Source organism: Paraburkholderia sp. RAU6.4a, assembly GCF_050435625.1.
Classification (GTDB): domain Bacteria; phylum Pseudomonadota; class Gammaproteobacteria; order Burkholderiales; family Burkholderiaceae; genus Paraburkholderia; species Paraburkholderia tuberum.
The window spans coordinates 1,671,772-1,697,606 of record NZ_JBNDKQ010000002.1; the positions used below are offsets into that span (position 1 = coordinate 1,671,772).

Annotated in this window: 23 protein-coding genes, 2 tRNA genes and 1 pseudogene; 12 read left to right on the top strand and 14 right to left on the bottom strand. The window is 57.9% G+C overall.

The annotated features are described in order from the left end of the window. Window positions 1–787 precede the first annotated feature (787 nt). Window positions 788–1,132 carry a hypothetical protein gene (locus tag OKW40_RS12440; protein WP_429489968.1) on the bottom strand — a complete coding sequence of 115 codons (345 nt, stop codon included), beginning with the start codon at window positions 1,130–1,132 and terminating at the stop codon, window positions 788–790. A gap of 430 nt (window positions 1,133–1,562) precedes the next feature. Between OKW40_RS12440 and OKW40_RS12445 the strand changes: the two genes are divergently transcribed. Further along, entirely contained in the window at window positions 1,563–3,827 is a 2,265-nt protein-coding gene (locus OKW40_RS12445; protein WP_429489969.1) for a phage/plasmid primase, P4 family, read from the top strand. A 144-nt stretch (window positions 3,828–3,971) separates the two neighbouring features. After that, window positions 3,972–5,120 carry a tyrosine-type recombinase/integrase gene (locus tag OKW40_RS12450; RefSeq protein WP_429489971.1) on the top strand — a complete coding sequence of 383 codons (1,149 nt, stop codon included), beginning with the start codon at window positions 3,972–3,974 and terminating at the stop codon, window positions 5,118–5,120. A 150-nt stretch (window positions 5,121–5,270) separates the two neighbouring features. Here the strand turns inward: OKW40_RS12450 and OKW40_RS12455 are convergent, their stop codons facing one another. Together OKW40_RS12455 and OKW40_RS12460 are read right to left on the bottom strand one after the other, a co-directional pair. Beyond that, window positions 5,271–5,597 carry a hypothetical protein gene (locus OKW40_RS12455; protein ID WP_429489973.1) on the bottom strand — a complete coding sequence of 109 codons (327 nt, stop codon included), beginning with the start codon at window positions 5,595–5,597 and terminating at the stop codon, window positions 5,271–5,273. A 58-nt stretch (window positions 5,598–5,655) separates the two neighbouring features. After that, entirely contained in the window at window positions 5,656–6,135 is a 480-nt protein-coding gene (locus tag OKW40_RS12460) for a MarR family transcriptional regulator (protein ID WP_429489975.1), read from the bottom strand. Window positions 6,136–6,332: 197 nt separating this feature from the next. Between OKW40_RS12460 and OKW40_RS12465 the strand changes: the two genes are divergently transcribed. Then, entirely contained in the window at window positions 6,333–6,731 is a 399-nt protein-coding gene (locus tag OKW40_RS12465) for a helix-turn-helix domain-containing protein (RefSeq protein WP_429489977.1), read from the top strand. A 463-nt stretch (window positions 6,732–7,194) separates the two neighbouring features. Here the strand turns inward: OKW40_RS12465 and OKW40_RS12470 are convergent, their stop codons facing one another. Then, the gene (locus tag OKW40_RS12470; RefSeq protein WP_429489979.1) at window positions 7,195–8,148 is read right to left on the bottom strand and encodes an endonuclease domain-containing protein; all 954 of its coding nucleotides are present in this window, start codon (window positions 8,146–8,148) and stop codon (window positions 7,195–7,197) included. A gap of 477 nt (window positions 8,149–8,625) precedes the next feature. Here OKW40_RS12470 and OKW40_RS12475 point away from each other — a divergent pair, with 477 nt between their 5' ends. From OKW40_RS12475 to trmB, 4 genes are all read left to right on the top strand, one after another. Next, the gene (locus tag OKW40_RS12475; RefSeq protein WP_429489981.1) at window positions 8,626–9,126 is read left to right on the top strand and encodes a hypothetical protein; all 501 of its coding nucleotides are present in this window, start codon (window positions 8,626–8,628) and stop codon (window positions 9,124–9,126) included. Between the two features lie 34 nt (window positions 9,127–9,160). Beyond that, window positions 9,161–9,775: a hypothetical protein gene (locus OKW40_RS12480; RefSeq protein WP_429489983.1), complete on the top strand. Its 615-nt coding sequence runs from the start codon at window positions 9,161–9,163 to the stop codon at window positions 9,773–9,775. A gap of 270 nt (window positions 9,776–10,045) precedes the next feature. Continuing rightward, window positions 10,046–10,119: transfer RNA gene (locus OKW40_RS12485), tRNA-Gly, on the top strand. 126 nt (window positions 10,120–10,245) lie between these two features. Continuing rightward, window positions 10,246–11,052 carry a tRNA (guanosine(46)-N7)-methyltransferase TrmB gene (gene trmB / locus OKW40_RS12490; protein ID WP_429489984.1) on the top strand — a complete coding sequence of 269 codons (807 nt, stop codon included), beginning with the start codon at window positions 10,246–10,248 and terminating at the stop codon, window positions 11,050–11,052. A 71-nt stretch (window positions 11,053–11,123) separates the two neighbouring features. Here the strand turns inward: trmB and OKW40_RS12495 are convergent, their stop codons facing one another. From OKW40_RS12495 to OKW40_RS12505, 3 genes are all read right to left on the bottom strand, one after another. Beyond that, on the bottom strand, window positions 11,124–11,960 hold the full coding sequence (locus tag OKW40_RS12495; RefSeq protein WP_184058119.1) for an undecaprenyl-diphosphate phosphatase: 837 nt from the start codon (window positions 11,958–11,960) through the stop codon (window positions 11,124–11,126). A 90-nt stretch (window positions 11,961–12,050) separates the two neighbouring features. Then, entirely contained in the window at window positions 12,051–12,644 is a 594-nt protein-coding gene (locus tag OKW40_RS12500; protein ID WP_184058121.1) for a DUF1439 domain-containing protein, read from the bottom strand. Window positions 12,645–12,728: 84 nt separating this feature from the next. Then, window positions 12,729–13,031, bottom strand: coding sequence for a YkgJ family cysteine cluster protein (locus tag OKW40_RS12505; RefSeq protein ID WP_429293770.1), 303 nt, complete (start codon window positions 13,029–13,031; stop codon window positions 12,729–12,731). A gap of 178 nt (window positions 13,032–13,209) precedes the next feature. Here OKW40_RS12505 and hemN point away from each other — a divergent pair, with 178 nt between their 5' ends. Beyond that, complete coding sequence (hemN, locus tag OKW40_RS12510) at window positions 13,210–14,595, top strand: oxygen-independent coproporphyrinogen III oxidase (RefSeq protein WP_429489986.1); 1,386 nt, start codon at window positions 13,210–13,212, stop codon at window positions 14,593–14,595. A 173-nt stretch (window positions 14,596–14,768) separates the two neighbouring features. On the opposite strand, the gene OKW40_RS12515 is transcribed toward hemN, so the two are convergent. Further along, a complete protein-coding gene (locus OKW40_RS12515) occupies window positions 14,769–15,911 on the bottom strand; it encodes an ISNCY family transposase (RefSeq protein ID WP_429335789.1) in 1,143 nt (380 codons plus the stop codon). 204 nt (window positions 15,912–16,115) lie between these two features. On the opposite strand from OKW40_RS12515, the gene OKW40_RS12520 reads away from it, so the two are divergent. Together OKW40_RS12520 and OKW40_RS12525 are read left to right on the top strand one after the other, a co-directional pair. Next, a tRNA-Leu gene (locus OKW40_RS12520) sits at window positions 16,116–16,200 on the top strand. Window positions 16,201–16,401: 201 nt separating this feature from the next. Then, window positions 16,402–16,722 (top strand): annotated as a pseudogene (locus tag OKW40_RS12525) (Arm DNA-binding domain-containing protein); the annotation flags it as partial. Between the two features lie 294 nt (window positions 16,723–17,016). Here OKW40_RS12525 and OKW40_RS12530 read toward each other — a convergent pair. Together OKW40_RS12530 and OKW40_RS12535 are read right to left on the bottom strand one after the other, a co-directional pair. Next, complete coding sequence (locus OKW40_RS12530; RefSeq protein WP_429489989.1) at window positions 17,017–17,433, bottom strand: DUF4279 domain-containing protein; 417 nt, start codon at window positions 17,431–17,433, stop codon at window positions 17,017–17,019. 10 nt (window positions 17,434–17,443) lie between these two features. Further along, window positions 17,444–18,220, bottom strand: coding sequence for a hypothetical protein (locus tag OKW40_RS12535; protein ID WP_429489990.1), 777 nt, complete (start codon window positions 18,218–18,220; stop codon window positions 17,444–17,446). 267 nt (window positions 18,221–18,487) lie between these two features. Here OKW40_RS12535 and OKW40_RS12540 point away from each other — a divergent pair, with 267 nt between their 5' ends. Next, window positions 18,488–19,648 carry an IS30 family transposase gene (locus OKW40_RS12540; protein WP_429488392.1) on the top strand — a complete coding sequence of 387 codons (1,161 nt, stop codon included), beginning with the start codon at window positions 18,488–18,490 and terminating at the stop codon, window positions 19,646–19,648. 125 nt (window positions 19,649–19,773) lie between these two features. On the opposite strand, the gene OKW40_RS12545 is transcribed toward OKW40_RS12540, so the two are convergent. Next, window positions 19,774–20,193 (bottom strand): DUF4279 domain-containing protein, encoded by a 420-nt coding sequence (locus tag OKW40_RS12545; protein ID WP_429356023.1) that lies wholly within the window; start codon window positions 20,191–20,193, stop codon window positions 19,774–19,776. Window positions 20,194–20,202: 9 nt separating this feature from the next. Then, on the bottom strand, window positions 20,203–20,979 hold the full coding sequence (locus OKW40_RS12550; RefSeq protein ID WP_429489992.1) for a hypothetical protein: 777 nt from the start codon (window positions 20,977–20,979) through the stop codon (window positions 20,203–20,205). Window positions 20,980–21,611: 632 nt separating this feature from the next. On the opposite strand from OKW40_RS12550, the gene OKW40_RS12555 reads away from it, so the two are divergent. Further along, the gene (locus OKW40_RS12555; protein WP_429491963.1) at window positions 21,612–22,469 is read left to right on the top strand and encodes a PA4780 family RIO1-like protein kinase; all 858 of its coding nucleotides are present in this window, start codon (window positions 21,612–21,614) and stop codon (window positions 22,467–22,469) included. A 197-nt stretch (window positions 22,470–22,666) separates the two neighbouring features. On the opposite strand, the gene OKW40_RS12560 is transcribed toward OKW40_RS12555, so the two are convergent. Then, window positions 22,667–23,512 (bottom strand): hypothetical protein, encoded by an 846-nt coding sequence (locus OKW40_RS12560; protein WP_429489994.1) that lies wholly within the window; start codon window positions 23,510–23,512, stop codon window positions 22,667–22,669. Between the two features lie 409 nt (window positions 23,513–23,921). Beyond that, window positions 23,922–25,685 (bottom strand): serine hydrolase, encoded by a 1,764-nt coding sequence (locus OKW40_RS12565; RefSeq protein WP_429489996.1) that lies wholly within the window; start codon window positions 25,683–25,685, stop codon window positions 23,922–23,924. Between the last annotated feature and the right edge of the window lie 150 nt (window positions 25,686–25,835).

The following is a 25,835-nucleotide window of genomic DNA, read 5'->3' on the forward strand; positions in this document are numbered from 1 at the left end:
AAGCCTGATCATCAGCTTATTAAGATTCTGCCGTAGGAACACCCCCGCCTAACCCCGCGCTCTGGCCGTCGCCGACCGCCACCTGCATGTGGGGGAGGAAATTTCTTCACATCCATCTGGAGGGAGCGGCTTTTTTAAACGATTAAACCATTTCTCTTGTTTTTAGAAAGTTTTTATATAGAAGGAGAGATAGAGAGAACTTTCTGAATTTTGATGAAATCGTTGAATTGTTTAGGACGTGCTGAGCTCGCATGCGGAGTGAGGGGCAGGGACATGGGTGCGGGGCAGTCGGAGGCAAATTTATAGCCCCGCCATGCGTCTCACAATGGCTGTCGAATGACAAACGCTACCTTGAGATTTGTAACACCCCTTCTTGCCCGCGTATTCCAAAAAGCTTCCTGCCGTGGCCGGTCAGATTGCGAACGCGCAACGTATACCGCCCCTTGTCTTCGCAGTCCGGCTTCTGTACAGTTCAGCACATCAAGAGTTCTTGGCACCTAGACCCATCGACTGTAAAAGATCGATGGGGTCTCGCCAGCACCGGGCAATGGAGGTAGTTGTGTGACCAGCCCGAGGGGATGCGCATTTTGAGCGGTCCTCAGCCCAGTCATCTGGGTGGTGCAGTGAGACGCATCTTCGATCAAACATCCCGTTCCTCACGAACGGATTTTGGTCGATGGCGTCCACTGCATAAGTCCTACTGTACCTTATCGCACCCGCCATCGGCCATTAACTAACTGTTAAAGGCTACAACATGGCAAATCCTGCTGCTCCCATCTATCCGTACTCATTCTTCTGCGACGGCGACGTTCGGCAGTTCGTCCCCGATCACATCGTTGCTGACCTGAGTCCTGAACATCCTACATGGCCCTCCGATCTGCGCGATGGTCCGCTTCCCGTCTATTGCTATAGCACTGGCGACCTCGTCCTCTGCCCGCAAGTCCCCGCCCATAACAACGCTCGCACAATCGGCGTGGACCGTGAGGCCTGCGGCATCGTATGCGACGACTGCAACACCGTCTATGCGACTAGCAGGCTCCTGCCGCCAGAGTGCTTCGATGGAAACCATCTGGAGGACATCCTGTATGTCTAACCTCACCAGCGTTGCATCTATCGTCGACGTATTTCTCAAGGAAGGCTTCCTTCAACGGTGCGGGCCTGATTGTTGTATTAACGCCCTGCCCCCGAAGAACCCTGTTTGGCCTGCTGACGCGGATGATGCCCCGCGCCCGCTTTCTCGCCTCCAGATCGAAGATTACGTCCGCTGCCCCAAGCACTCGACCGAACACAAACCCACTCACGTTATTGGGGTAGATGGAAAACCGCGCGGCTTCGTCTGTGATGACTGCAATGCCCTTCATACAACAACCGCCCTCGTTCTCCCGCCGGAGCGCACTGTACGGGGAGACTTGGAAGGGATGGTGTATGTCTAACGCCCCCTCCCCCGCGACGACGAGTTGACGTGCCCGGTCATGGGTGAATAACACAAAAATCTGAGATACCTCCTGACCAGGATGATTGTATGCCCACAATCATCCCGGTATTTAATTTCGTACTACAAAATGAAGACTGATCCAATCAAGAAATATTCTGCCCTTGCCGAAAAGGGCTTCGCTTGCTTTCCGATTGTTCCGAACGAAAAACGCCCTCTCACACCGAATGGGTTCAAGGACGCGAGTCTTGATCCTGAACAGCATCGGGCATGGGCTGAGCAATACCCCGATGCGAACATTGCCTACGCTACTGGCGCTCCATCAGGTCGCGTGATTGTGCTCGATATGGACGTGAAGAACCAGAAGTCCGGCGCGAAATCGATCGTCGCACTTGCGAAAATACACGGTGGCCTGCCCGAGACTTTAACAGCCATGACGCAATCGGGAGGCGCTCATTTCCTGCTGACGTACCCCGAAGGTATGAAAATTCCGTGCAAAGTGAACTTCCGCGAGGGAATCGACATCAGGGCGGACGGTGGCTATTGCGTTGCCCCCCCATCGACCATCAATGGTGGCGCATATGAATGGGTCGATCCGGCTACGCCCGTTGCACCTGCTCCAGTGTGGTTGCTGGAAGAACTTGCCGAGCAAGGTGCCATGCGTCGCAAACGGAAATCTCGCAAAACCCCGATTGCCCCCGCTGGGAGCCGCAACCAGTCTGTCATGCTTCACGCATTTTCCCTGCTCAATAGCGGATTGGACTACGAACGGCTGGAAGAAGAACTGCTTGAATACAACACCGCCTGCTGCAACCCGCCCCTTTCCGAATCCGAAGTTGCTCAGATTGCGATGAATGTCATCAAGTCGCACAGGGAGAATGCCGCCAACGCCTTACACACCACTGACCTCGGAAACGCCATGCGTTTGTCCGATCTGTATCGCGCCATCCTCCGCTACGTGTACGAGACCAAACAGTGGTTGAAGAAACAGGATTCGGGGGTATGGCAGCGCATTGATGAACTGCATGTCCTTGGTCTCGCCCGTGAACTTCTTCCGCTGATCTACGAAGAAATGTCTCGCCTGTCGCCGGGCAACCGCATGGAGATGTTCGAGCACGCGAAATATACCGAGAGCAACACCGGCCTGAAATATGCCGTGGAACTTTTCCGGTCGGAACCCGGCATCGCAGTTTCTGCAAGCGATCTCGATCAGGGTGAATGGATGCTCCCAGTGCGCAATGGGCTGATCGATTTGCAGACGGGCAAGTTCATGCCGATAGACCCAGCTCTTCACATTACGCAAACGGCGGGAGTGGATTACGATCCAGCTGCAACCTGCCCTCGGTGGGAAAAATTCCTGTTGCAGATTATGAACGGGAACACTGATCTCGTGGAATACCTGCGCCGTGCTGTTGGTTATACGTTGACTACACAAACATCGGAGCACGCCCTGTTCTTCGCGTTTGGCAGTGGTGCGAACGGCAAATCGACTTTTCTCAATTTACTGCGGGCACTCTTCGGGGATCTTGGAGCTCAGGCGAATGGCGACATGTTGCTCGACAAGAACGGTGGGCAAGCCATGTCCCAGAACGCGGCAAGTAGTGAAGTCGCTCGCCTTGCCGGAAAACGTCTCGTCGCCATGAGCGAAGTCGAAGAGGGTCGCCATTTCAGCGAAAAGACGGTGAAATGGTATACGGGTGGCGAAGAAATCACCGCTCGCATGCTCTACCAGAATGCGTTCGCGTTCACGCCGCGGTTCAAGCTCTGGCTCGCGGGCAACTACAAGCCGACGATCAAGGGCAATGACCACGGCATCTGGCGCCGCATGAAGTTGATCCCGTTCACGGTGACGATTCCGCCGGAGAAGCGTGACCCAGACCTTGAACGCAAGCTGCGCGAGGAACTCCCGGGCATCCTGAACTGGGCGCTCGTAGGATGCCAGCAATGGCGCGAGAACGGCTGCAAGCTCAAGGAACCGGCGATCATCACGAACGAGGTGTCAGAGTATCGTGGAGAGATGGATGTTGTCGAAAGCTGGTTGTCGGAGTTCACGCGCGACGATCCAGACGGCGAGATCCATTTCGGCGATGCCTACAAGTTCTTCAATGCGTGGAGCAAAGCGCAACATAACTTCGCCTATTCGGGCAAGCGGTTCGGCATGATTCTGGCCGATAAGGGATATAAGCCCCTCTCGAAACCCCACCGCGCTTATAAGGGCTTGTGTCTGATAGTTGATCTTCAATTCAACGAACACACGAAGGACTACATCGGTTACGAATTTAATGAGACGGAGGTCTACCAGCGGAAGAAGGACTGGCAGAAGAGGCTGCTCTCCAATATGGTCGACGAGGATTTCGACCCAGACGATAACGAAGGCGATATGTCTCCGATATAAGCCTTCGTAAGCAGTGTTTCCCGAACGGACCGTGTTCGCGCACGGTCCGTTTTTTCGTCCCTGGCATGGGCGAAAGCTGTTGTCATACTCCGCGTCAGCCCGGATGGTGTTGCTCATCAATTACATTCCGTAAGGAGCAACTTCATGACGTTAATCCGTCGAAACAACAGCAAAAACTGGTACTACCAGTTCCAGATTCAGGGCAAGAAATTCTTCGGTTCGACCGGCACGCCGAACAAGACGAAGGCCGCGCAGGTCGAACGCGAATTCCGCAACCGCGCGCACAGCGAACGATACCTCGGCGACTCGCCCGAAATCACAGTCAAGGATGCGCTGGAGCAGTATGTCGAGTCCCGCAAGGGCACCGCCTACTACAGCGGCATGTGGTCCGGCATCCGGAAAGCGATGGGGTACAAGCTTCATTCGAAGACCAAGGCGAAGCTTCCCTGCTATGGATTTTCACCGGACACACTGCTGCACGAACTGACGACGCGTGACTTCGAAGTCCTCGTCGCGAAACGCAAAGCCGAAGGCGATAGGCCTGCGACGATCAAACACGAGATTGGCCTGCTGCGCGCAACCATCAACGAGATGACGAAGCTCGGCTTCAAAGTGAATCGTGAAATCGTATTTCCCGCGCTTAAGACTTCTTATAGGCTTCGATATCTGGATTCCAGCGAGGAGTCGGCGTTATTGCTCGAACTCGAGCCGGAGCGGCTTAGAAACGGTTTAAAGCCGTTAGAAACGCGAACACCTGAGATGACGCGGAATGTGCAGGACAACTACGACATCACGGTTTTCCTGCTGGATACGGGATGTCGATACTCCGAGGTCGCAAACATTCCATGGTCGGCGATCAGCCTTGAAGCCTGCACAATCAACCTGTACCGGAGCAAGGTACGAAACGAGGACGTGCTGTACATGACCTCCCGGCTCGAAGCGATCCTTCGTCGCCGGTGGGAGGAACGCAGGCCGGGTCAACGATATGTGTTCGAAGATCGCACGGGCAACGAACGCGGCTACAGCACGAAGTCAATCAAGAAGGCCATCGAGCGCGCGGGGCTGAATGATCCGGCAGCGGTCAAGGAGCGCGGAGGACGCGTGACCCTCCACACGTTTCGACATACGTTCGCGAGCAAGCTGGTCAAGGCAGGCGTCAGCCTATATGAAGTGTCCGTATTGCTCGGCCACAGCGATCCGAAGATGACTCAGCGCTACGCTCATTTGAGCCCGAATGATGCAAGTCGCAAGGCCGTAAAAGTCATCGACTCGCTGCTACTGGACCCCGCGTAAGCTCAGGGGCTTGGCGCCTTCAACCCGCCTGAAAAATAGGTCACTTTCCATGTCTTATTAAAGGCGTACAAACCCGGGATCGCGCAGCGCAATTGATGCCGCGCGTATCCGGTCTCGCTCCGGAAGAGGGAATCAACCCTCTATCCGAAATCAAGCGAGATGGTCACGTATTACGTCGTTGAGTCTCTGAGCATGACGCTGCATGTCGGCTGAATCGACGTGCCAGAACCGGTAACGGCCAAGTGTATTGTTTTCGATTGGGCCGCGCACAACGATTTCAATGCAGAACTTGCCATCATCGCGCTTACACATGCGCCCAAGCAATGCGTCCTTGCCATCCCTCGCAAGCGCGATGACATAGCCGCACTCTGCGGCGACAAATATCCAGTTACGGTTGAGCGAATCGACCGACATGACGCCAAGCCGCTCTGGCGTCTCGGGCCACAACCTTTCTTCGAACAACTTCTCGAATTCCATATGTAGATCTCGATCAGCAAATCGTGACATCGATGAGTTCGAAGATCGCCGGCATTGATCACGCGACCCGCGCCAAGATCCGACGCTGCGCCTGATACTGAACGCTCTGCGCGTCGCCCTGTAATTCCTCCAGAGCCTTTAGCAGCACGTCCTGAAATCTCGGAAGCACTGCTTCCAATTGTTCTGCAATCCCAGCCTCAGCCGCAAGGTTGTTGACCAGACGATGATAACCGTCGAATCCAAGCATACGCTCCCTGATCGGTTGAAGCACCCGCCGCCCTTCGTCATTTCGCTCTTCGATTCGTTCAATATACCCGAGGTGATGCAGATCGAATGCGGCTCCGATGACCTGACCTTGACTCCCTCCGAGGATGCAACTCAATTCATGCAGGGTCATTCCGGGAAACGCGCAGATCAAGCCAAGCGCACGCGCAGCCATCGGCGTCATCTGCAACGCGCTACCAAGCGCAGATGCTCGGCAGCTTTCGTAGACAGCCATGAAGGTATGAAATCGGGAGAGTGAATCGGTCGTAGTCATAGATCATTGATTCTTCTGGAACTAACAGGCCTCCGATTGATGGTGGCCCCCTAGCCTGCCGGTGTCTGTGACTTCCCCGACCGGTCAGGCATCCCCAGCACGATACGGGAAAATTCAAGCTAATTCAACCATATTGGAATACGATATTCCAATATGGTTGTTCATCAAATCTGGAATGAAGACCACCATACTGTTCTATGCCGATCAGACCTACACCGCCTACCGACGAAGCCCAAGACGCATTGCTTGCCGCACGCGTCGGGACCGCCATTGCCGAACAACGACGCGCACGCGGACTGACGCAGGCGAAGCTTGCCGAGATGATTGATCTGGAACAAGAGGCAGTCAGTCGATGGGAGCGAGGAACCCGGGTACCAACGCTGCATCGCCTTCAACAATTGAGCGATGCGCTGGAATGCTCGGTTGATCACCTTTTGCAACGTGGTTCAACGCGGCCTGACGATCAACTGGCTAATGTGGCGAATGCCCTGAGCGGCTTGGATGCGGATGAACGCACGCTCGTTGTCGATTTCGTGCAGCAGTTCACCGATATGCTGAAGGCAAAGCACGCGGCTCGGACGCCACGCCGCGAATAACCCGTCAGGGCCGAGGATCAACGTACTCGGCCCATGCCGACTTGAGCAGCGATGACGATGCCTCGCCAGATTCATATCCCGGCACATCCTCAAGAAACATCAGTAGCCTGTCCGCAAACTGTGTCCGAGAAAGGTTGCTCCCGAAAACGTCGCGGAGTGCAGCGACAAGATCGCGAAGCTGACCGGCAGTTAGCGGCGGGAGATCGCCGGGGCATTGGGTATCGTTCATGCCGCGGACTATCCCGCCGACAGCATTGATTGGGCAACATGACGAAGGTTATGTGCTTCGGCAGGCTAGTCGTCCCGATTCAACCCTCAACCGACATTCGACTTGGCGAAACTGCAAAGACCGCTTTCTAGGTGCAGTTGCCGCTTGCACAGTCTGAGCCAAACACTTAGATCGAGCCTCGCGACACGTCGCTCCTCTCGGCCCATCCTGAGGCTGTCACTGTGTCAGGTTTGCTTAAAGCTCATATACCTCGAGCCCTAGCGCCGTGCCTAAGCTGTACCAAACGTCTTGCCATTTGACCTTAACCAGATCGGTTCCGACGTAGCTGGTTTCGTCGTTCCCCAAGCGCAAAAGCTTCCCGTTTCCGATGTATTCGAATGTATGTTTTCCCAGCTTTTCTTGAAATGGCTTTTCGGGAAGTACGGAAAGAAAAGGAGCTGCGTATATCGGATCATCAGCAATTAGGAAGAACTCATCGTATAAATGCGCGAAGCTCTGCATGTGATCCCCCAAATCCGCAGTATAGAGGTCGGTTGAGAGCGTGTTAATTCGGACTTCGCCGCGATCATACTCTTTAATAAAATTGTTCAAGCTTCGAAGTTCGTCTTCGCACCTCGTCGGGTGAAACACAAAAGCCGTGATAAATGACTTCTCGACAAGCCAATCAATTGCATGGGGAATAAATTTATCGAGTGATACCGGCTGTAATGATTTATTGGGGTGTAGGCTTCTATAAAATTCGAGTGCAGAAGCTTGCTGACGTTCAAAAAAAACGTAGTCGACATACAGCACACGGTATTTCGCGGGGGCGTGCTGCATCCGCTCCGTGTATATTTGCCGAACCTCCGCAACGCATCTCGCTGCATTACGGAACACTTCGCGCCCAGTGAATCTAATAACATCGTATCCTGCGCGGGTGAGATATCGTTGGCGAATTGCGTCGCGCATCAGCTGATCTTTCGTCGAGTGATGTTCGTGACCGTCAAGTTCAATGATGAGGCGAGCGTCTTTGAGAATAAAATCAACTCGATATCGTCCGTGTTTTTCTGCATCACCGAACCAGTGCTCTCGCTCGATCGTGTTTGCTAACTCGGCAAGCTCTTTCGAAAAGCTTTCCTCGATGGGCGAAGGTCCGCGATCTCTGTACCAGTGCGGCGCTGTGCTTTCTGGTCTTCCGGGATATTTCATGGTGGTCGATATTGAATATGAACGAACTTGACACCTAAACTCAAACGCGAAACTGCGTGGATAGTTGCTTGCACGTAGGCGTGCCGGTTGACGCGTAAAGTTGAAGCATGCACGTCCAGCGATAGCCGTCTTGTCGCCTGCGCGGTCTCGTGACGTCAATATTCGAAGTTAGGATTGGTGAATCCTTAGCAGAGGTTTCAATGACCTAATAGTAGCACCGGTGACCGATGACTTCTGGCCGATCGGAGCCGATAACTCCGGCGACTAGGGGTGAGGTCGACCAACTCTCCGAATGTCCAACGGGCCAAGCAGATGAGGCGCGCAGACATCGAAAATGCCTCCGACGATCGGGTTCAGATAATCCAAGCGCCAGCTATAGGCAAACATAATGGCGCGGGACGCCAATTCTTTCATCATCGGGATCCTGCGCACTGATGGCAGAATGTCCACACGAAAAATACCAGAACCGAGTGACCAATGGCAGACGCAGATTGGACTGGCTATGTGGGCATGGCGACCGGAATTTTCGGCGCGGTGATGGGCTTCATCGGCTATCGGCGCAGCAATCAGATCAAGGCGCTGGACTTGAGGCTTGACTTGCGAAAGGCGCTTGGTGATGCCCACAACTCCCTTTCGACGTTGCGCGCCATGATGAACACTGCTGCTCAATCTCGCAGAGCCATCTTGGCTGCAAAGGGGCTTGGCGGGTCCGGCGCGATGGCCGCGTGGAATCGGATGGCAGATGTCGATCTGGCAGACATAGACACGATCGCGGCATCCCTTCGGAGCGAAGACGCTGACTTTTCTGCCCTGCCCGCCGAACATTTGGAATTCGAGATAGTCTTCGCTCATAAAATCAAGAACAGACTTTCCACCTTGATTGACAAGTACCGCGACGAGCTTGCAGCAGATGCTGCGGCGCGGGAGCAAATTGCGCAAGCACAGGCAATGCTCGTAGCGAGCCGCCAAAAACAATAGCTATCACCCCAGCTACGGTACGGAACTTGACGCCATGAAAATTGCAGATCACATAAAGCTTTCCATTGATGCAAGCGACCGAAAGGACTTGGATCAAGCGATGTTGCACGCATGCCTAGCCATCGATGGTACCGCGAAGAAAACCTACCCCAGTATCGGCAAGGTTGGCGAGCGTTATCGAAAATTCGTCAACGAACATTTGGACATAATCGAGCTGATGTTCGGAGGGGTCAACCTGGAAGAAACGGTGTTCCCCTTCAAAGATGCGAAAGGTAATATCGGGATCACCTTCGCGGACATCGTCTACGAAAAGTTTCGATGCAGTCTCGCCCACGGTGACGAACTCCCCGATGGCTTCGGAGTGTCGGTGCAGATTGCCGACGGTCATCAACAGTTCTCTATCGACATCAAGAACCAGTCGATGACGCTGCCCCAAAGCGCGATCTACGGTCTGGGGCTGATATGCGTCTTGGCTCCAGCGAACGCTGACCAGAAAATCGGAAACAATCTGTACCACTATCGAGACCCGATCAATGCATACGTTGTGGATCGCTGGTGGGGAAAAGTCGAGTGCGCACGCAAGATCATGGACTTCGAAACCCCGATCCGGATAAAAATGGACTTCAAAAACGTCTGGCCGACAGGCTGAAATTTACACACCCCCGCATGTCGAAAGGCCGCAGTGGTCGATCGTTCGATCGCAACCCGATGCGGATGGCTGTTTCCGGGGGGCAGAGGTGACGTCTGATCGTCGATATATCTGTTCAGACGAACGACAGGCCCTAGCTGGTCTATGATTTCTGCCAAGGGCTCCGCTCGCGATGCCAGCAAGAATTTCCGAAGTGCATACACTTTTCACGCCACTTCACATGAATTCGATTCCCCAAATCGCTGAAACCCCTGTAAAATCGTGCGCTCTGCGGGCGTCGTATAATGGCAATACCCTAGCTTCCCAAGCTAGAGCCGTGGGTTCGATTCCCATCGCCCGCTCCACTTTCCCGCTGAGTGTTCAGCGGAATCCAGCAAGAGCCGCCTCCCTGAAGGCGGCTTTTTTGTAGTGGCAACGGCCCGGCACAGCGCGCAAGCCGCGCAGCCCTCACCCTTGCAGCAGCATCGACGATGATCCACGATCCAAACGACTCCGGTCTCCCGGACGACGCCCCGCCCCCCACGAGCGCAGCCGACCAGCCCGCCGGCAACGAGACGAACGACGTCGACGGCACGCCGGGTGCAACGCCGGCAGACACGCTTCATCACCGCCGCATCCGCAGCTTCGTCACGCGCGCGGGTCGCGTGTCGACCGGCCAGCGCCGCGCGCTCGATGAGTTCGGCCCGCGCTTCGTCGTGCCCTATGCACCACAACCACCCGACTGGACCGGCGTGTTCGGCCGCGAAGCGCCGCGCGTGCTGGAGATCGGCTTCGGCATGGGCGCCACCACCGCGGAGATCGCCGCGCACCGTCCCGACGACGACTTCCTGGGTGTCGAAGTCCACGAGCCCGGCGTCGGCGCGTTGCTGAAGCTGATCGGCGAGCAGTCGCTGACGAACATCCGCATCATCCAGCACGACGCGGTCGAAGTGCTCGAGCACATGATCGCGCCCGACAGCCTCGACGGCGTGCACATCTTTTTCCCCGACCCGTGGCACAAGGCGCGCCATCACAAGCGCCGGCTGATCCAGCCGAAGTTCGTCGCACTGCTCGTGTCGCGTCTGAAGCCGGATGCGTATCTGCATTGCGCGACCGACTGGCAGAACTACGCCGAACAGATGCTCGAAGTGCTCGGCGCCGATCCGCTGCTCGAAAACACCGCCGACACCTACGCGCCGCGGCCCGACTATCGTCCGGTGACGAAGTTCGAACGACGTGGCCTGCGGCTCGGCCACGGCGTGTGGGACCTCGTGTTCCGCAAGCGCGGCGCCGCGTAACGCGACGAGACGACAAGCCAACGAAAAAAGGTCCGCACATACGCGGACCTTTTTTCATTGCACGGCAAATCTCAATCGGCCCAGCTCAACCCGCCGCTATAACCGATCAGCAGGATCAGCAGGCCAAAGCCGATCCGATACCACGCGAACACCGTGAAGTCGTGCGACGCGACATAGCGCAGCAGCCAGCGGATGCAGACGAACGCACTGACGAACGCGGCCGCGAAGCCGAGCGCGAAGCTGCCGAGCGCGTCGGTGGTGAGCAGGTGCCAGTCCTTGTACAGCTCATAGGCCGTCGCGCCGAAGATGATCGGAATCGCGAGAAAGAATGAAAACTCGGTCGCGGCGCGGCGCTCGATGCCGAACAGCATGCCGCCGATGATCGTCGAGCCCGAGCGCGAGGTCCCCGGAATCAGCGCGAAGCACTGTGCGAGGCCGACTTTCAACGCATCGAGCGGGCTCAGATCGTCGATGCTGCGCACCCGCACCGCCGCGTCGCCGCGCGCGCGCTGACGCGCCTCCGCCCACAGGATCACGACGCCGCCCGCGACCAGCGCAAACGCGACCGGCACCGGTGAAAACAGCGCCTCCTTGATCGACTTCTCGAACAGCAGGCCGAGCACGACTGCCGGAATCGTCGCAATGATCACGTTCAGCGCGAAGCGGCGTGCCTCGGGCCGGCTCGGCAGCCCCACGATCACGTTGCCGATGCGCCGGCGAAACTCCCAGCACACGGCGAGAATCGCGCCGAGCTGGATCACGACATCGAAGGTCTTCGCGTGCTCGTCGGAGAAATCCAGCAGACTGCCGACGACAATCAGATGCCCGGTGCTCGACACCGGCAAGAACTCCGTCAAACCCTCGACCACGCCGAGAATCAGCGCCTTGCAAGCCAGTAGCCAGTCCATCCGTGCCCCTTATCGCGGTAGGTTGTCGCAACGAAATGGGCCCGCACGGTCATGACTGGCATGCGCGGCCCACGTGGCCGCGCATGCCAGTCATCTTTCGACGATCTGCACGCGTATGCCGTTTGTAAGGATCGTGATTGTACCGGGTTCGTAGTTGACGCCGGCAAATTGCAGTTGCTCGGGCTTGAACGTGTAGATCGGATAGTTGGTCAGCAATTGGGTCGCGAGCAGCGCCGCGGCCGCGTTGATCTGCTGCGTGTACATCTGCGCCTCGCCGCTCACGCTGACGTTGTCGACACTCGGCGACTTGAGGATCACCGAACGGCTCGCCGCGTCGTATGCAAGTTCACTCGACAGCGTGAACACGCCATCGACCGGCTGCTGCAGGAACGGACTCGCGAAACGCGCGTCGAGCTTCACCTGCACGCGGTTCGCATCGGGCAGCATGCCCACCACCGGATTGCTCAGCGCGACATCGAACACCTGCGACACCGTGCGCTGATACGGGAACTTGCGCTGCACGGCCTCCTGCACCTGCTTCTGCGAGAACGTGTAGTGCGACGGCATGAACGGAAACGTCGGGCTCGCGCAAGCCGCGAGCGACACAGTGATGCCAAGCGCGCTGCAGCCGGTCAGCGCAGCGCGCAGAAAGCGGCGCCGGGCCGGCGCTGCGGGTCGAGTCATGCGAAATCTCCTGTGGAAGCCCTTGCGGACATCGGCTTGCGTTGACGGGTGTGGTCAGCGACGGCGTTTACCGCATGCCGCGCGTCATGGATGGGATGCCGGTTGTGTTTGCGCCTCGAGTTGCGTGAGCCACGCGAGCGCTTCGCCGCGATTCGCGCCGCACATCTCGAGTTGCGGCTGCAGACCCGAGCAGCATGCGGGCCGCTCCGGCCGGCCGAAGATCGCGCAGCGCAGATCGTCACCGAGTTGCACGCAGCGCACGCCCGCCGGCTTGCCGTTCGGCATGCCTGGAATCGGGCTCGAAATCGACGGCGCGATACAGCACGCGCCGCAATCGGGACGGCACGCGTGAGCGTCCACCCATGCACTGTTCAACCTTTGATCCACGTCATCTTTCCTGAACTCAAACCTTGGCAACGTGTTGCCAGACCCGCATTGTGCCACTGCCTGTCTGTGCGACCTTTTTACACAATCGGGTGCCGCGGGCACGCACGTAAGCTCGAAGCTGCTGACTGACCATGACACGCGGCACGCGGCGAGAGCCGCCCACCGTCCGACACCGCTCATGTCCCAAACCGACACCCTGTTCCGCCCCGACCTGCTCGCGCGCTACAGCGCGAACGGTCCCCGGTATACGTCCTATCCGACCGCGCCGCAGTTCCGCGAATCGTTCGACACCGCCGACTATCACCGCGCCGCCGCCGACCCGGGTGCCGCGTCGACCGATCTGTCTCTGTACTTCCACATTCCGTTTTGCGACACCGTGTGCTTCTACTGCGGCTGCAACAAGGTCGTGACGAAAAATCGCGCGCATGCGCGCCCGTACCTTGAGCGGCTCAAACGCGAAATCGGTTTGCAGGCCGCGTGTTTCGATACGCAGCGGCCCGTCTCGCAATTGCATTGGGGCGGCGGCACGCCGACGTTTTTGTCGCATGACGAGATGGCCGAGCTGATGGCCGCGACGCGCGAGCACTTCAAACTTCTGCCCGACGATCGAGCCGAATATTCGATCGAGGTCGATCCGCGCGAGGCGTCGCCCGACACGGTCGCGCTTCTGCGCCGCCTCGGCTTCAACCGGCTGAGCCTGGGCGTGCAGGACTTCGATCCGCGCGTGCAGCAGGCGATCAATCGCATCCAGCCGTTCGAGATGACCGCATCGGTGATGCAGGCGGCGCGCGCGTACGGTTTTCATTCGATCGGCGTCGATCTGATTTACGGGCTGCCGCATCAAACCGTCGTGAGCTTCAGCCGCACGCTCGACACGATGCTCGAACTGGCGCCGGACCGGCTGTCGGTGTTCGCGTATGCGCACATGCCGCAGCTCTTCAAGATGCAGCGCCAGATGGATCCCGCGACGCTGCCGTCGAGCGAGGAGCGGCTGGCTCTGCTGCAACGGATCGTCGAACGGCTGACTGAAGCGGGCTATGTGTACATCGGCATGGATCACTTCGCGCTGCCCACCGACGAGCTCGCTCGCGCGCAGGCGCAGCGCACGCTGCATCGCAATTTCCAGGGCTATAGCACGCGGGCCGAGTGCGATCTGATCGGTTTTGGCGCCTCGTCGATCGGCAAGGTCGGCGACGTGTACGCGCAGAACGCGCGAGAGCGGCCCGCTTACACCGACTCGATCGATGCGGGCCGGCTCGCGATCGCGCGCGGCATCCGCCTGTCCGCCGACGACCGTCTGCGGCGCGACGTGATCACGCAGCTGATGTGCAACCTCGAACTGCGCTTCGACGAATTCGAAGCGGCGTACGGCATCCACTTCGCCGACACGTTCGCGCCGGAACTCGCGCGTCTGCGTTCATTCGAGGACGACGGGCTGATCTCGCTCGGCGCACGCAAGCTCGAAGTGCGAATGGCCGGCCGCATGCTCGTGCGCAATCTCGCGATGGTATTTGACCGCTATCTGGGCGAGCAGACGCTCACACGATTCTCGCGCACGGTCTGAGCACTGCTCGCCGCGAACGCGCTGTGGCGGGTGAAGGCAATCGACTGTTGGGAGCAAATAGAACTGTCCGGTTTTATAGCAAATGATTTGTCCGCTTTCCTGCGTGGGCGGCAAAGCGGCGCAGGGCATAGCCCGAAGCCGGTTTGCCGCCCACGCGGCCGTCTGGCGAACCCTCAGGCGGCCTGCTGAACCGGGTCAACCTGCAGTGTGCCCGCGGCATCATAACGTCCCAGACAGCGCGGACCGTAAAACACGGCAAGCGAGCCGTCCACGTAGCGATGCACACGCACCCGCCGCTTGACGTAATGGGGCCTCGAACCACCGGCCGGGATCTGCAGTGGCAGCCCCTCGAAGCTCACACAGTTGTCGTTGTTCACGGTGCGCTCGTGGTGCTCGCACAGGATGTCGGCCAGGCCATTGCCGATGTACGGCACGAAGGCGCTGCCTGACTCGGCTGCAGATACCGCGAACTCGGCGTTGTGGCGGGGAAGATAGACCTGTTCCAGATACACATTGGCCTGCTGCATGCTGGTGATGCCGGCTTTGGCGAGCTCGCGTGGCAGCCGCTCCTGGTGCGTGCCGAAGGCCCGCTCCGAACGCCCGCGCGCCTCGGGTGAGTACGCCGCGATGTGCTCGATGCCCAGCTGCGCCAGCGCCCGGCCGAACTGCGTCGGGTTGTTTCGGTCGACCTTGCCGCCAGCTTCAGGCGTATGGAAATAGTGGCTGCCGCGATCGGTGTACAGCGCACAGAACAGGCCGTGCTGCGCGATTGTCTGGCCCACGCCGTGGAAACTCGACGCCGTGCCTTCCTCGTCGCAGAAGAACATCGACAGGTGTTCGCCCGTCGCATCGTCCATTGTCACCACCAGATCCCAGTCGTGCCCGCTAACCCACTCGTGACGGCTCGCATCCTGATGTATCAGCATGCCCGCCAGCGGCGCTCGCTCGCGCTTCTTGCGGTGCTTGCCACGCGCCTTGGCCCGCTTGACTTCACCGGCCTGCTGCAACTGGTTCTTGACCCACGTGTAGCTGCGCTGGCCGCCATGCTCACGCCGGTACCAGCCATGGAAATGTCGAACGTTCCAGCCGGGGTAATCGCGCCGGTAGAGCTCCACGAGCTTGACTACCTCATCGACGGGCGCCCGACGATGCGATATCTGGTCAAGCCGTTTGTCGATCAGCCCCTGCAGTCCGTCCGCCTCGTAGCGATCAATCTGTCGCCGCAGCGTGCGCTCGCAAACCCCCAGCAGGCGCGCCGCTTCCGCCTGCGTAAGTCGCCGATCCTGCCAGTCCGTGTACACCTCTTCGAATCTCATCTTCCGGGTTTCCTGTAACCAGCGTGCCCGGCTTACGGGTGGTTCCATACCGCACCCAAAAACCGGACACATTACGTGCTACAGAACCGGACAATTGATTTGCTCCTAACAGTGAAGGCAATCGACTTGCCCGTCTACCGATTTTCGGCCATAATCTGCGTCTTCCTCGCGCGCTGAACTCCCGATGCGCGCGCTGCAGTATCTGCCCAGGTGGTGAAATTGGTAGACGCAGGGGACTCAAAATCCCCCGCCGCAAGGCGTGCCGGTTCGATTCCGGCCCTGGGCACCAAACACTCATCAACCGGTTTCAACGGTTCACCACGAAGCCCCGACAGCTAGCGCTGAGCGGGGCTTTTGTTTGCTGCAGTCTCCAAGGGTTCACCAGCAATTACAACCCCCACCAAGGGGTCATTTGGGGGGTTGCCACGATTCAAGCGCCCGTCGGATGGAAAACGCCCCCAGCAGCGGCGCGACAACCGGAGACGCAAACATGGCGCTGACGGATGCCACGATCCGTAACACGAAGCCGGGTGAAAAACAGCAGAAGCTGTACGACGGTGGCGGCCTGCTGCTGCTTGTCACGCCAACGGGCAGCAAGCGATGGATTTTCAAGTACCGTTTCGCCGGAAAGGAAAAGAGCCTCGCACTTGGCGTCTATCCAGACGTGCCGCTTGCCGATGCCCGCAAGCGTCGGGACTACGTCCGCGAAAAACTGGCAGCAAACATTGATCCGGAGGAAGCTAAAAAGGCCGGGAAACGCGCCGCCCGCCTTGCTGCTGCCAATTCATTCGAAGCCGTTGCGCTCGCCTGGATGGAAGAGCGCGGTCAGTCCGTTGAAAGCGGGTCGATATCGCTGGGCCGATTACCTTGACCGGATCAAGGCCGGCGCCGAAGTCATTCCGATCAAAGGCGGGACGGTCGCCTTACTACCTCAGCGGGACAACCATTTGGAACAGCGCCGCCCGATGATGGAAGCGTGGGCCGTGTATGTTTGCGGCATAGAGGATTAATTCAGAAGTGCGGCCCATAACACTCGCGCTGTGCCTTACAAGCTCGCACAAAAAAGCCGACTCGCGAGGATCGGCTTGTGCATTCGAGCGAGGCTCTATCGATATTCATCAATCTCAACCGTGCCGCCCATGGCTTCCATCATGGTGCGAATATCGTCGGGCACATCAGGCACGCGGTCGCCGCTCTCGTTGTCCCAGTAACAGAAGAAGCGCATCCGAAGTCCCTTGTCTGCGAGCAGTTGGCCAAGTTCCGCTCTCGGCAGATTCAGGCGCCCAATCAGGTAACGCAAATGCGGCTCAAGTGAATCGCTACGAACTGCGCCCTCACTGCGCACGCCCCAAAGGCCAACGCGGCCCGGCGCGCTGCTCGGTCGCCCAGACGGTGTGGTGAACGGCTGTCCCTTGGTAATCGCTGTATCCGGCTTGATGTCGAAATACGCCGTCCAAAAGGCTGGCTCCAATGAGTCGCCGGATATGTAAAAGGTCGCGTGCGCAAGTTGGTGATCTGCCATTGGAGCGGCCTCAGTTTGCCCAGTCATGAAAATTTCCGATGTGGTTACCATTAAAGTACACGTCGCCGTTGTCATGCCAGATGACGTTATCGGCTGGCCCCAAACGATTGCCTGGCTTGAACCTGTGCAAGATAGCCCCAAACGTCTTGCGGTCATACCCCAGCATCTTCGCCGCGTAGTTTGGGTTGTTCGTGCTCGCGGCGAGTTCAACGACATCGCCGCTCAACGCGTCAGGCACATACTCAAACGGCTGCGCGTCGCCGAGCAGCGTTGATGCGCCTCTATCGCTAGCTCTGGCTGCGCGGGCAGCGTTCAGTTGGGTTTGCCAGGTGGCCGGATCGTACTGCACAGACAGAATGGGTTCGCCGTTCGGCTGACTGCCGGCCTTCGCTACGGGATTCATTAACGGCGTGCTGCTGTACGGTGACGGAAACAGGCCGTGACGCGGACCTTTAACGGCAAGCAGTTTGCCCCGGCGAACCTCTTCGAGAAGCGCAACGATGACCCACCAGCCATCGGCGTCAGGATCGCGGTCCCGGACCCTATGAAAAAACAGCCAGCTGCGGCCAATGAGATTCCTGACCAGCTTCCGGTCCTCCTCCCACTTCCTGCGATTCAGTGCGGCGATAGCAAGAAATTCCCGCGTCTCCGCACTGGCCCTCTGAAGGTCTGCGGCCTTGCCGAGGCACGCTTTATAGTGCCATTCGTCGCAGATGACATAACAGGCACCCGGTGGCCGCTGGCAGAACAGCTCCACGGAGTGCATTTCAAATACGGACAGGGACATAGGTGTGTCGCTGGTCTATCTGAAGTCGCTGCCGGGGTTGACAGCAGTCAGATAATTACCGTGCGACAGGCAGTCCGTACATGGGCTACAGCCCAAAATCTCCACGGCTCTCGATGAAACGGAAAAAAGCGCCCGCAGGAACATTGCGGTTTTTCGCGCCCGTAGCGCGGACGCTCGCGGGCAGCGACCGTACCGCTGGTCTATGAGGCGGATTCAACCGGTGGATGCAACACACTGAAGACTGCGCAAGCAGTGGGAGTGTTGCAGATGAAACAGCGACGCCGGATTTACTACAGCGAGAAGCAGAAAGCGCTGATGTGGGAACGTTGGCGGAAGGGAGAGTCTCTCCAGAAGATCGCCCAGCTTTTTGACCGGAACCACTCGTCTGTACAGGGGATTCTGGCTGAGACAGGTGGAATCCAGCCACCACAAAGGCATCGATCGGGATTGGCATTGACGCTGGAGGAGCGCGAAGAGATCTCACGGGCACTTGCGGCCGACGATTCGATCCAGTCAATCGCCATGCGACTTTCGCGAGCTCCCTCCACCATCTGTCGTGAGATCAAACGTAACAGCGGCCCGGACGGCTATCGGGCAAGCCACGCCGATCAGCTCGCGTGGGATCGCGCGCAGCGACCCAAAGCCTGTAAACTGGTTGAGCACCGGATGTTGGCGCACATCGTGGCAGCCAAGCTACAACTGCAGTGGTCACCGCAGCAGATCGCCGGATGGCTCAGACGCGCGTACCCAGACAACGAGGACTACCACGTGTCCCACGAGACAATCTATCGTTCTCTCTTCATACAGGCCCGTGGAGCCCTGAAGAAGGAGTTGCTGGAGCACCTGCGGCGCACCCGGGCCATGCGCCGTTCGCGCCATCACACGCTAAAGACGGAGGATCACGGCAGGATTCGTGACACCGTATCGATCAGCGAACGCCCGGCTAGCGTTGAAGACCGCGCGGTACCGGGCCACTGGGAAGGTGATCTGCTGTGCGGTAGCGGCAGCAGCCAGATTGCGACGCTCGTCGAGCGCCAGACACGCTATGTCATGCTGGTGAAGATAGCCAGCAAGGACAGCGAAACGGTCATCAATGCGCTCATCAAACATGCCAGCAAGTTACCGCAGGAACTCTACAAGTCGCTCACCTGGGATCGGGGGACGGAGATGGCCGGGCACAAGCGCTTCACCGTCGCCACCGACATTGCCGTCTACTTCTGCGACCCGCAACATCCCTGGCAGCGTGGGTCGAATGAGAACACGAATGGACTATTGAGGCAGTACTTCCCGAAAGGTACCGATCTGTCAGTGTATTCGCAGGCCAAACTCAACGCTGTGGCAAGACGACTGAACGAGCGTCCAAGAAAGACACTGGACTACGAGACGCCCGCCGAACGATTCCAGCAAACTATTGCATCCACCGGTTGAATCCGCCGACCTTTCCAGCCGTTGGCGGGACTCGCGCAGCAGATCTATTCGCCCGAAGCCGCTGTTCGCGCCAATACGGCGCGTACGTCCGCGAGCGCATCCTCGAAGAGCATTCGAGCGAGGCTCTATCGATATTCATCAATCTCAATCGTGCCGCCCATGGCTTCCATCATGGTGCGAATATCGTCGGGCACATCAGGCACGCGGTCGCCGCTCTCGTTGTCCCAATAACAGAAGAAACGCATCTGTGCGCCAGTGCGCTTGAGCAATTCGGGCAGGTCTGATCGGGGCAATGCCAAGCGTTCGACAAGATAGCGAAGGTGAGGCGCAAGAATATTACTCTGAACATGCCCCTTGCTATCCACACTCCATACACCAATTCGAGCGGGGTACTTGCTAGTGCGCCCAGATGGTGTAGTGCGGAATTGCCCCCGAACACTCTGCATGTCCGGTTCAACGCCAAAATAGTTTGTCCAGAATTCGGGCCGCTCCACGTCCTGGTAGATATTGAAAGAAGCATGTGCAAGTTGATGGGTCGTTACCATAACATTCCTTTAGGGTGCCCAACTGTGCATGTTGTCGATAATCACGCCGTGAAATTCCACGTCTCCATCGTCATGCCAGATTACGTTGTTGTCGCCGCGCAATTTGTTGTACTGCTTCATAGCGTGAAGCATGTCGCTGAACGTGTTTTGATCGTATCCAAGCATCTTGGCGGCATAGCGTGGGTTATTGGTGCTCGCGGCGAGTTCAACGACATCGCCGCTCAACGCATCAGGCACATACTCAAACGGCTGCGCGTCGCCGAGCAGCGTTGATGCGCCTCTATCGCCAGCCCTGGCTGCGCGCGCAGCGTTCAGCCGGGTTTGCAAGGTGGCCGGATCATACTGGACAGACAGCACAGGTTCGCCGTCCGGGCGATTACCGGCCCTCGCTGCGATATCCCTCAACGGCGTGCTGCTGCAGGGTGACGGAAACAGGCTATCGCGAGGGCCTTTAATGGCAAGCAGGGCACCGCGGCGCACCTCTTCGAGAAGCGCAAGGATGACCCACCAGCCATCGGTGTCAGGGTTCCGGTCCCGTACATCATGAAAAAACAGCCAGTGACCGCCAATGAGATTCCTGACCAGTTTCCGGTCCTCCTCCCACTTCCTGTGATTCAGTTGGGCAATGTCAAGAAATTCCCGGGTCTCCGCACTGGCCCTCTGAAGGTCTGCGGCCTTGCCGAGGCACGCTTTATAGTGCCATTCGTCGCAGATGACATAACAGGCACCCGGTGGCCGCTGGCAGAACAGCTCCACGGAGTGCATTTCAAATACGGACAGGGACATAGGTGTGTCGATGGTCTATCTGAAGTCGCTGCCGGGGTTGACAGCAGTCAGATAATTACCGTGCGACAGGCAGTCCGTACATGGGCGACAGCCCAAAATCTCCACGGCTCTCGATGAAACGGAAAAACGCGCCCGCAGGAACATTGCGGTTTTTCGCGCCCGTAGCGCGGACGCTCGCGGGCAGCGACCGTACCGCTGGTCTATGACCTTTCCAACCGTTGGCGGCACTCGCGCAGCAGATCTATTCGCCCGAAGCCGCTGTTCGCGCCAATACGGCGCGTACGTCCGCGAGCGCATCCTCGAAGAGACCAAAAATCGACACCTGCGCAACCGTTGCCGCTTTGGAAAAAGTCGAATGCCCGTTGTGGGTCGGGCGCTGCCCGTCGTGGCAAGTAGCCAGCGGCCAGGAGCGGCGACAATGCATCTGCGCAGTCGCCAGGAAATTTGATTTGAGTCGCCTCCCCCTCGCTCCCTTTATAATCCGGCATGACTCCCTCCACTCCCCATGCAGCAACCCGACGAGCGGAACCGCCCACGCGATTCATCGGTTCGCCGATTCCGCACACCTCAGCGACCCATTCGCCTTCCACGCATTTCGAACGCACGCGCCACGAGCCGCACTGGTCGGTCGTATGAAAATACCCAAACGGCTTGCACCGCTTCTTGACGAAGGACTCATCGACGAAGTGATCGGCCAGTTGATGAGCGGCAAGGAAGCAACCGTCTACGTCGTGCGCAGCGGCGACTCGATGCGGTGTGCAAAGGTCTACAAGGACGCGAAGCAGCGCAGTTTCCGGCAAGCCGCATCGTATCGGGACGGCCGCAAGGTCAAGAACAGCCGGCAGGCGCGTGCGATGGAAAAAGGTACTCGCTATGGGCGCCAGATGCAGGAGGAGTTGTGGCAAAACGCCGAAGTCGACGCACTGTTCCGACTTGCCGACGGGGGCGTGCGAGTGCCGCAACCCTATATCTGTACCGATGGGGTGTTACTGATGGAACTGGTGGTCGACGCAACGGGTGACGTCGCGCCACGCCTCAACGACGTCCATCTGACTGAAGCGCGCGCCCTTGAACTGCACGCCCTGCTGCTCAACCAGGTTGTCCGCATGCTCTGCGCGGGTGTGATTCACGGCGACCTGTCCGAATACAACATCCTGCTGGCGGCTGATGGACCGGTGATCATCGATCTGCCTCAGGCCATCGACGCCGCCGCCAACAACGAAGCCGCCTCGATGCTCAAGCGTGACGTCGACAACCTCGCTGCGTACTTCGGACGGTTTGCACCGCAAATTCTCGGCGCGGATTACGGAACGGAGATCTGGGCGCTGTTCGAAGCAGGCGAGCTGAAAGTCGATGTCAAATTGACCGGCCGCATCGAGCTCGACACGCGACCAGTCGACCTCGATAGCGTGCTGCAGGAACTCGAAGAGACACGTCTTGACGAAGACGCGCGAGTGCGGCGACAGCAGGAACTGAGCGTGAACGGATAACCCGTGCTCGATGTACCCCGAAAGGTGCCCCGAAACAAGGTCTTCGACGAATGTTGCACCGGGAACCGGTTGCGCACCGTCAGAATAGTCGAGTTCGGCCAGTTTCCGTCGCCGGACCGAGCGTCGCGTTCGGTTGCCGCGCCACCGCAAATCCGTCCATGATTCGTCCCGAATCTAATTAAACAGCCATCGGCGCGTTAGCGACCGTCGCCAATGCGGGCCCATGCGAGCCTGTCTGACCGCATTTTGATGTATGCCGGATCAGAGGACAGCGCGGGGGAGAGTTCACTCCAGGTTAACTCGGAAGGCGGCCCAAGATAAAGGATGGCGTCGAACTGCTCCTGCATCACAGGAGAGCGGACAGGATCGACATATATCTCCACCATGACGTCGTCGTGCCTAGTGAACATGGCGTGCGGGTAATACGATCGAAAGCTCGCCTCTCCGAGCGGAGTGCCGAGAATGAGCGCAAGACTTGGCGTCAGCCAGGAGCTGACGTCGGACTGTAAAGTCGCCGGATCACCAAACACCGGGGTCCAAACAGAATAGACTTTGACGCCTTGGCTTTCCAGCAACGAAACGATGGTATTCGGCAACGGGTCGAATCGTTGCTCTGCCTTCTCTGGGAATTTCAATTGCCAGTACAGGTTCTTGCGCAAAAGGTGCATGCCGCCATAGACAACCAAGGCGCGGCGCTGCCTGGCCAGCACTTCACGTTGGATAATTTCAACCGCACAGGTGTTGCGGTCGCCCATGGCTTTCCAAGCCTTATCGAGATCGTCGGCGCTATTGATTTTCGACCAATCTATCGGCGGATCGCCTAACAAGATGCGAATCTGACGGTCTTTAGGGAGCGAGGCATTCACATCGCGGACTTCACGAAAAAGCCCTTCAAAGACAGGACGATCCCACACATCGTGGGGCTGCGTAGTGTTTTGCCAAGCTTGGCGGAGTTGATTTTCGGGTACGTCATCCCCCGCAACGAACCGGTCCATCATCTCCTGATAAAGAGAATTGCCACTTTCAACTACGATGTCGTTCACGATGTAAGCAAATCGGGGGTCCCGGATCAGCGAAACCCGAAAAGCATATGCTTGCTCACAGCCGTGGCCCGCCGTCGCAAAGCGCGACGACATTGTGGGATTTGAAAGCGTCAAGAATAGCGGCGATCGGATCAATCGGGCTTGCAGCTATTGTCATCGTGTGGGCTCCATCACTCTGGCGGCGAACGTTACGAATCGTTGACCAGGCATTTATGACTGGTCGGACAGGCGGCAGGGTTCTGCGTGATGCATCTGGTTGGGTGTCTGGGTCCAATCAACGCGACCTTCCCTTGTGGGTCGACATGAGCCGGATGCCTTAAGCGGAAGTCAGCTCGAACGCGCCCTCCCGATCTCACCCGCCAGTGCATTCCCCAATACAGTTCCTGTCGATGATGATGGGCCGCCCGGTTTAATCGGCGATCGGCTCTTCATGCTCCATCGTATCGGCGGAATCAGCATTCTCGACCCGAGTCAAAACGAACTCGGCGACCGAGTTCCAGTGCCTCAATGCGGCCACGCGCCCGTTTTCCATCACGAACTCGAATGTCCTTTGTGGCCATTTCGGGTTGCGAAACTGAAGACCCTTGAGCGGAGTTAAAACTTCCGCAGGAGCCTCTGGAAAGTGCAGCATGAGCTGGTTGTCGCGCCGCAGCTTGACCGCGCACTTGGCGCCGAAAGCAGCCTGGTACGTGCCGGTAAGCTGCTTGAGCACACCTGGCGCAGGCGCGTCCGAAATCCGGACGAACACGGCATCCGTCGCGTCGAGCCACAAACTGACGCGGTCGATATCGCCGAGTGGACTGGTCAGAAACGACATGGACCACGCGCCTTCGGCCTCGTCATCGTCGGTATCGAACCGGTCGTAGTGGTAATGATGCAATGGCAGCTTCGTTTGACGGAAACGAAACTGAAGCTGGAAATCGTTGAGTGAGATATGTAGTTGCCCGTAGGCAGGATGCTCGTAGCGACCGACGTAGTCTGCGAGATCGTGTGAGGGCCGCGTGTCTGGAATTGCGCTTGGCCTTACCCGTTCGCGCGACTCGCGCATGTTCTGCTTTGCTTTCAAATTGAACTCGCGCAATGCGTCCATCGAACCCGACTCACCCAGTCCCAGCAGGCGGTCGTAGACGTTGTAGCCGACGGCATTTCGCAGCATCGAGCAGTGGTCCCCGATCACGAACACGACTACGCCCAATTTCTCGCGCGGCAAATACGAGACCTGCGAATGGAAGGCGCGGAGATCGCCGCCATGACTCGCAAGCAGATGTCCCCGATACGAAGAGGTTTGCCGGCCCATCCCATAGATTGAATTAATCTCCGGCTCAAAACCAAGGACGTCGCCCAGCGGGTCCGGAAATGCGAGCCCAGGCGCCAAAGTAGCCTGCAGTATCTGCTCCGGAATCACCTTCTTTCCAGCCATCACCCCGTTGTTCATCAACACGGCCAGCCAGCGACTCATATCATCGAGGCTAGAGACGATGCTCCCCGCTGGACTCGACCAGTTCAACTCCGGATACGGTGTCTGCCAGAGCGCCTCACTATCGCGCCTCTCCGTGAACGGTACCGCGTGATTCGGATGAGCCAGCATGTCGGCAATGGTGAAAGCAGTCTGGGGCATACCCACAGGGCTCAGAACCTCGTCGCGGACGAATTGATCCCACGACTTGCCGCTTAGCAACTCGATGATGTGGCCCACAGCCTCGTACATCATATTGTTGTAGATAAGCTTCGATCGAAATGGAGCGATAGGCTTCATGAATCGGATCCGGTCGAATAGTTCCTTCTTTGAGAACTCGGCTCTATGCAGGATCATGTCGTACCGGGGCACGCCGGTACGATGGCCGAGCATATCGCGTAGTGTCACCGCGGCATCGAGCGACTTGTCGTAAAAGCGCAAACTCGGGACAACATCGCGGATCGGCTGATCGAAGGTCAGCGCGCCATTTTCGACCAAAATGCCGGCGGCAATGGCCGTAAATAACTTGGTGTTCGACGCGATAGGAAACAAAGTTGACGATAAAAACGGCAGTCTGTTTGCATAGTCGCGATAACCGTAGCCTCTCGTGAAGATGACTTTTTCGTCTTTTACAATACTGACGCCTATGCCGGGCGCATTCCATTCATGCACCTGTGCTTTTATGTAATCGTCGAAATCGCCCAGATCGCTTAGCATCTACCGTCCTTTGATTCGAAGGTCAATTGTCGAGAGAGAGGTTACTCTCATGCTCTTGCCCGATCGCTGAATACAGAGCAAAATCCGTCGCGCTCATTTGCCAAAGGATACTCAGGAAGCCTCTTTGGAGGCACTCACCCTGTCTTGAAC

Coding starts and splice junctions, on each gene's coding strand:
- OKW40_RS12495 (WP_184058119.1), bottom strand. CDS start 11,960: ATGGACTGGCTACTGGCTTGCAAGGCGCTGATTCTCGGCGTGGTCGAG.
- trmB (WP_429489984.1), top strand. CDS start 10,246: ATGATCCACGATCCAAACGACTCCGGTCTCCCGGACGACGCCCCGCCC.
- OKW40_RS12550 (WP_429489992.1), bottom strand. CDS start 20,979: ATGTCCCTGTCCGTATTTGAAATGCACTCCGTGGAGCTGTTCTGCCAG.
- OKW40_RS12460 (WP_429489975.1), bottom strand. CDS start 6,135: ATGACTACGACCGATTCACTCTCCCGATTTCATACCTTCATGGCTGTC.
- OKW40_RS12545 (WP_429356023.1), bottom strand. CDS start 20,193: ATGGTAACGACCCATCAACTTGCACATGCTTCTTTCAATATCTACCAG.
- OKW40_RS12445 (WP_429489969.1), top strand. CDS start 1,563: ATGAAGACTGATCCAATCAAGAAATATTCTGCCCTTGCCGAAAAGGGC.
- OKW40_RS12565 (WP_429489996.1), bottom strand. CDS start 25,685: ATGCTAAGCGATCTGGGCGATTTCGACGATTACATAAAAGCACAGGTG.
- OKW40_RS12540 (WP_429488392.1), top strand. CDS start 18,488: ATGAAACAGCGACGCCGGATTTACTACAGCGAGAAGCAGAAAGCGCTG.
- OKW40_RS12555 (WP_429491963.1), top strand. CDS start 21,612: ATGAAAATACCCAAACGGCTTGCACCGCTTCTTGACGAAGGACTCATC.
- OKW40_RS12450 (WP_429489971.1), top strand. CDS start 3,972: ATGACGTTAATCCGTCGAAACAACAGCAAAAACTGGTACTACCAGTTC.
- OKW40_RS12500 (WP_184058121.1), bottom strand. CDS start 12,644: ATGACTCGACCCGCAGCGCCGGCCCGGCGCCGCTTTCTGCGCGCTGCG.
- hemN (WP_429489986.1), top strand. CDS start 13,210: ATGTCCCAAACCGACACCCTGTTCCGCCCCGACCTGCTCGCGCGCTAC.
- OKW40_RS12475 (WP_429489981.1), top strand. CDS start 8,626: ATGGCAGACGCAGATTGGACTGGCTATGTGGGCATGGCGACCGGAATT.
- OKW40_RS12470 (WP_429489979.1), bottom strand. CDS start 8,148: ATGAAATATCCCGGAAGACCAGAAAGCACAGCGCCGCACTGGTACAGA.
- OKW40_RS12535 (WP_429489990.1), bottom strand. CDS start 18,220: ATGTCCCTGTCCGTATTTGAAATGCACTCCGTGGAGCTGTTCTGCCAG.
- OKW40_RS12480 (WP_429489983.1), top strand. CDS start 9,161: ATGAAAATTGCAGATCACATAAAGCTTTCCATTGATGCAAGCGACCGA.
- OKW40_RS12455 (WP_429489973.1), bottom strand. CDS start 5,597: ATGGAATTCGAGAAGTTGTTCGAAGAAAGGTTGTGGCCCGAGACGCCA.
- OKW40_RS12465 (WP_429489977.1), top strand. CDS start 6,333: ATGCCGATCAGACCTACACCGCCTACCGACGAAGCCCAAGACGCATTG.
- OKW40_RS12530 (WP_429489989.1), bottom strand. CDS start 17,433: ATGGCAGATCACCAACTTGCGCACGCGACCTTTTACATATCCGGCGAC.
- OKW40_RS12515 (WP_429335789.1), bottom strand. CDS start 15,911: ATGAGATTCGAAGAGGTGTACACGGACTGGCAGGATCGGCGACTTACG.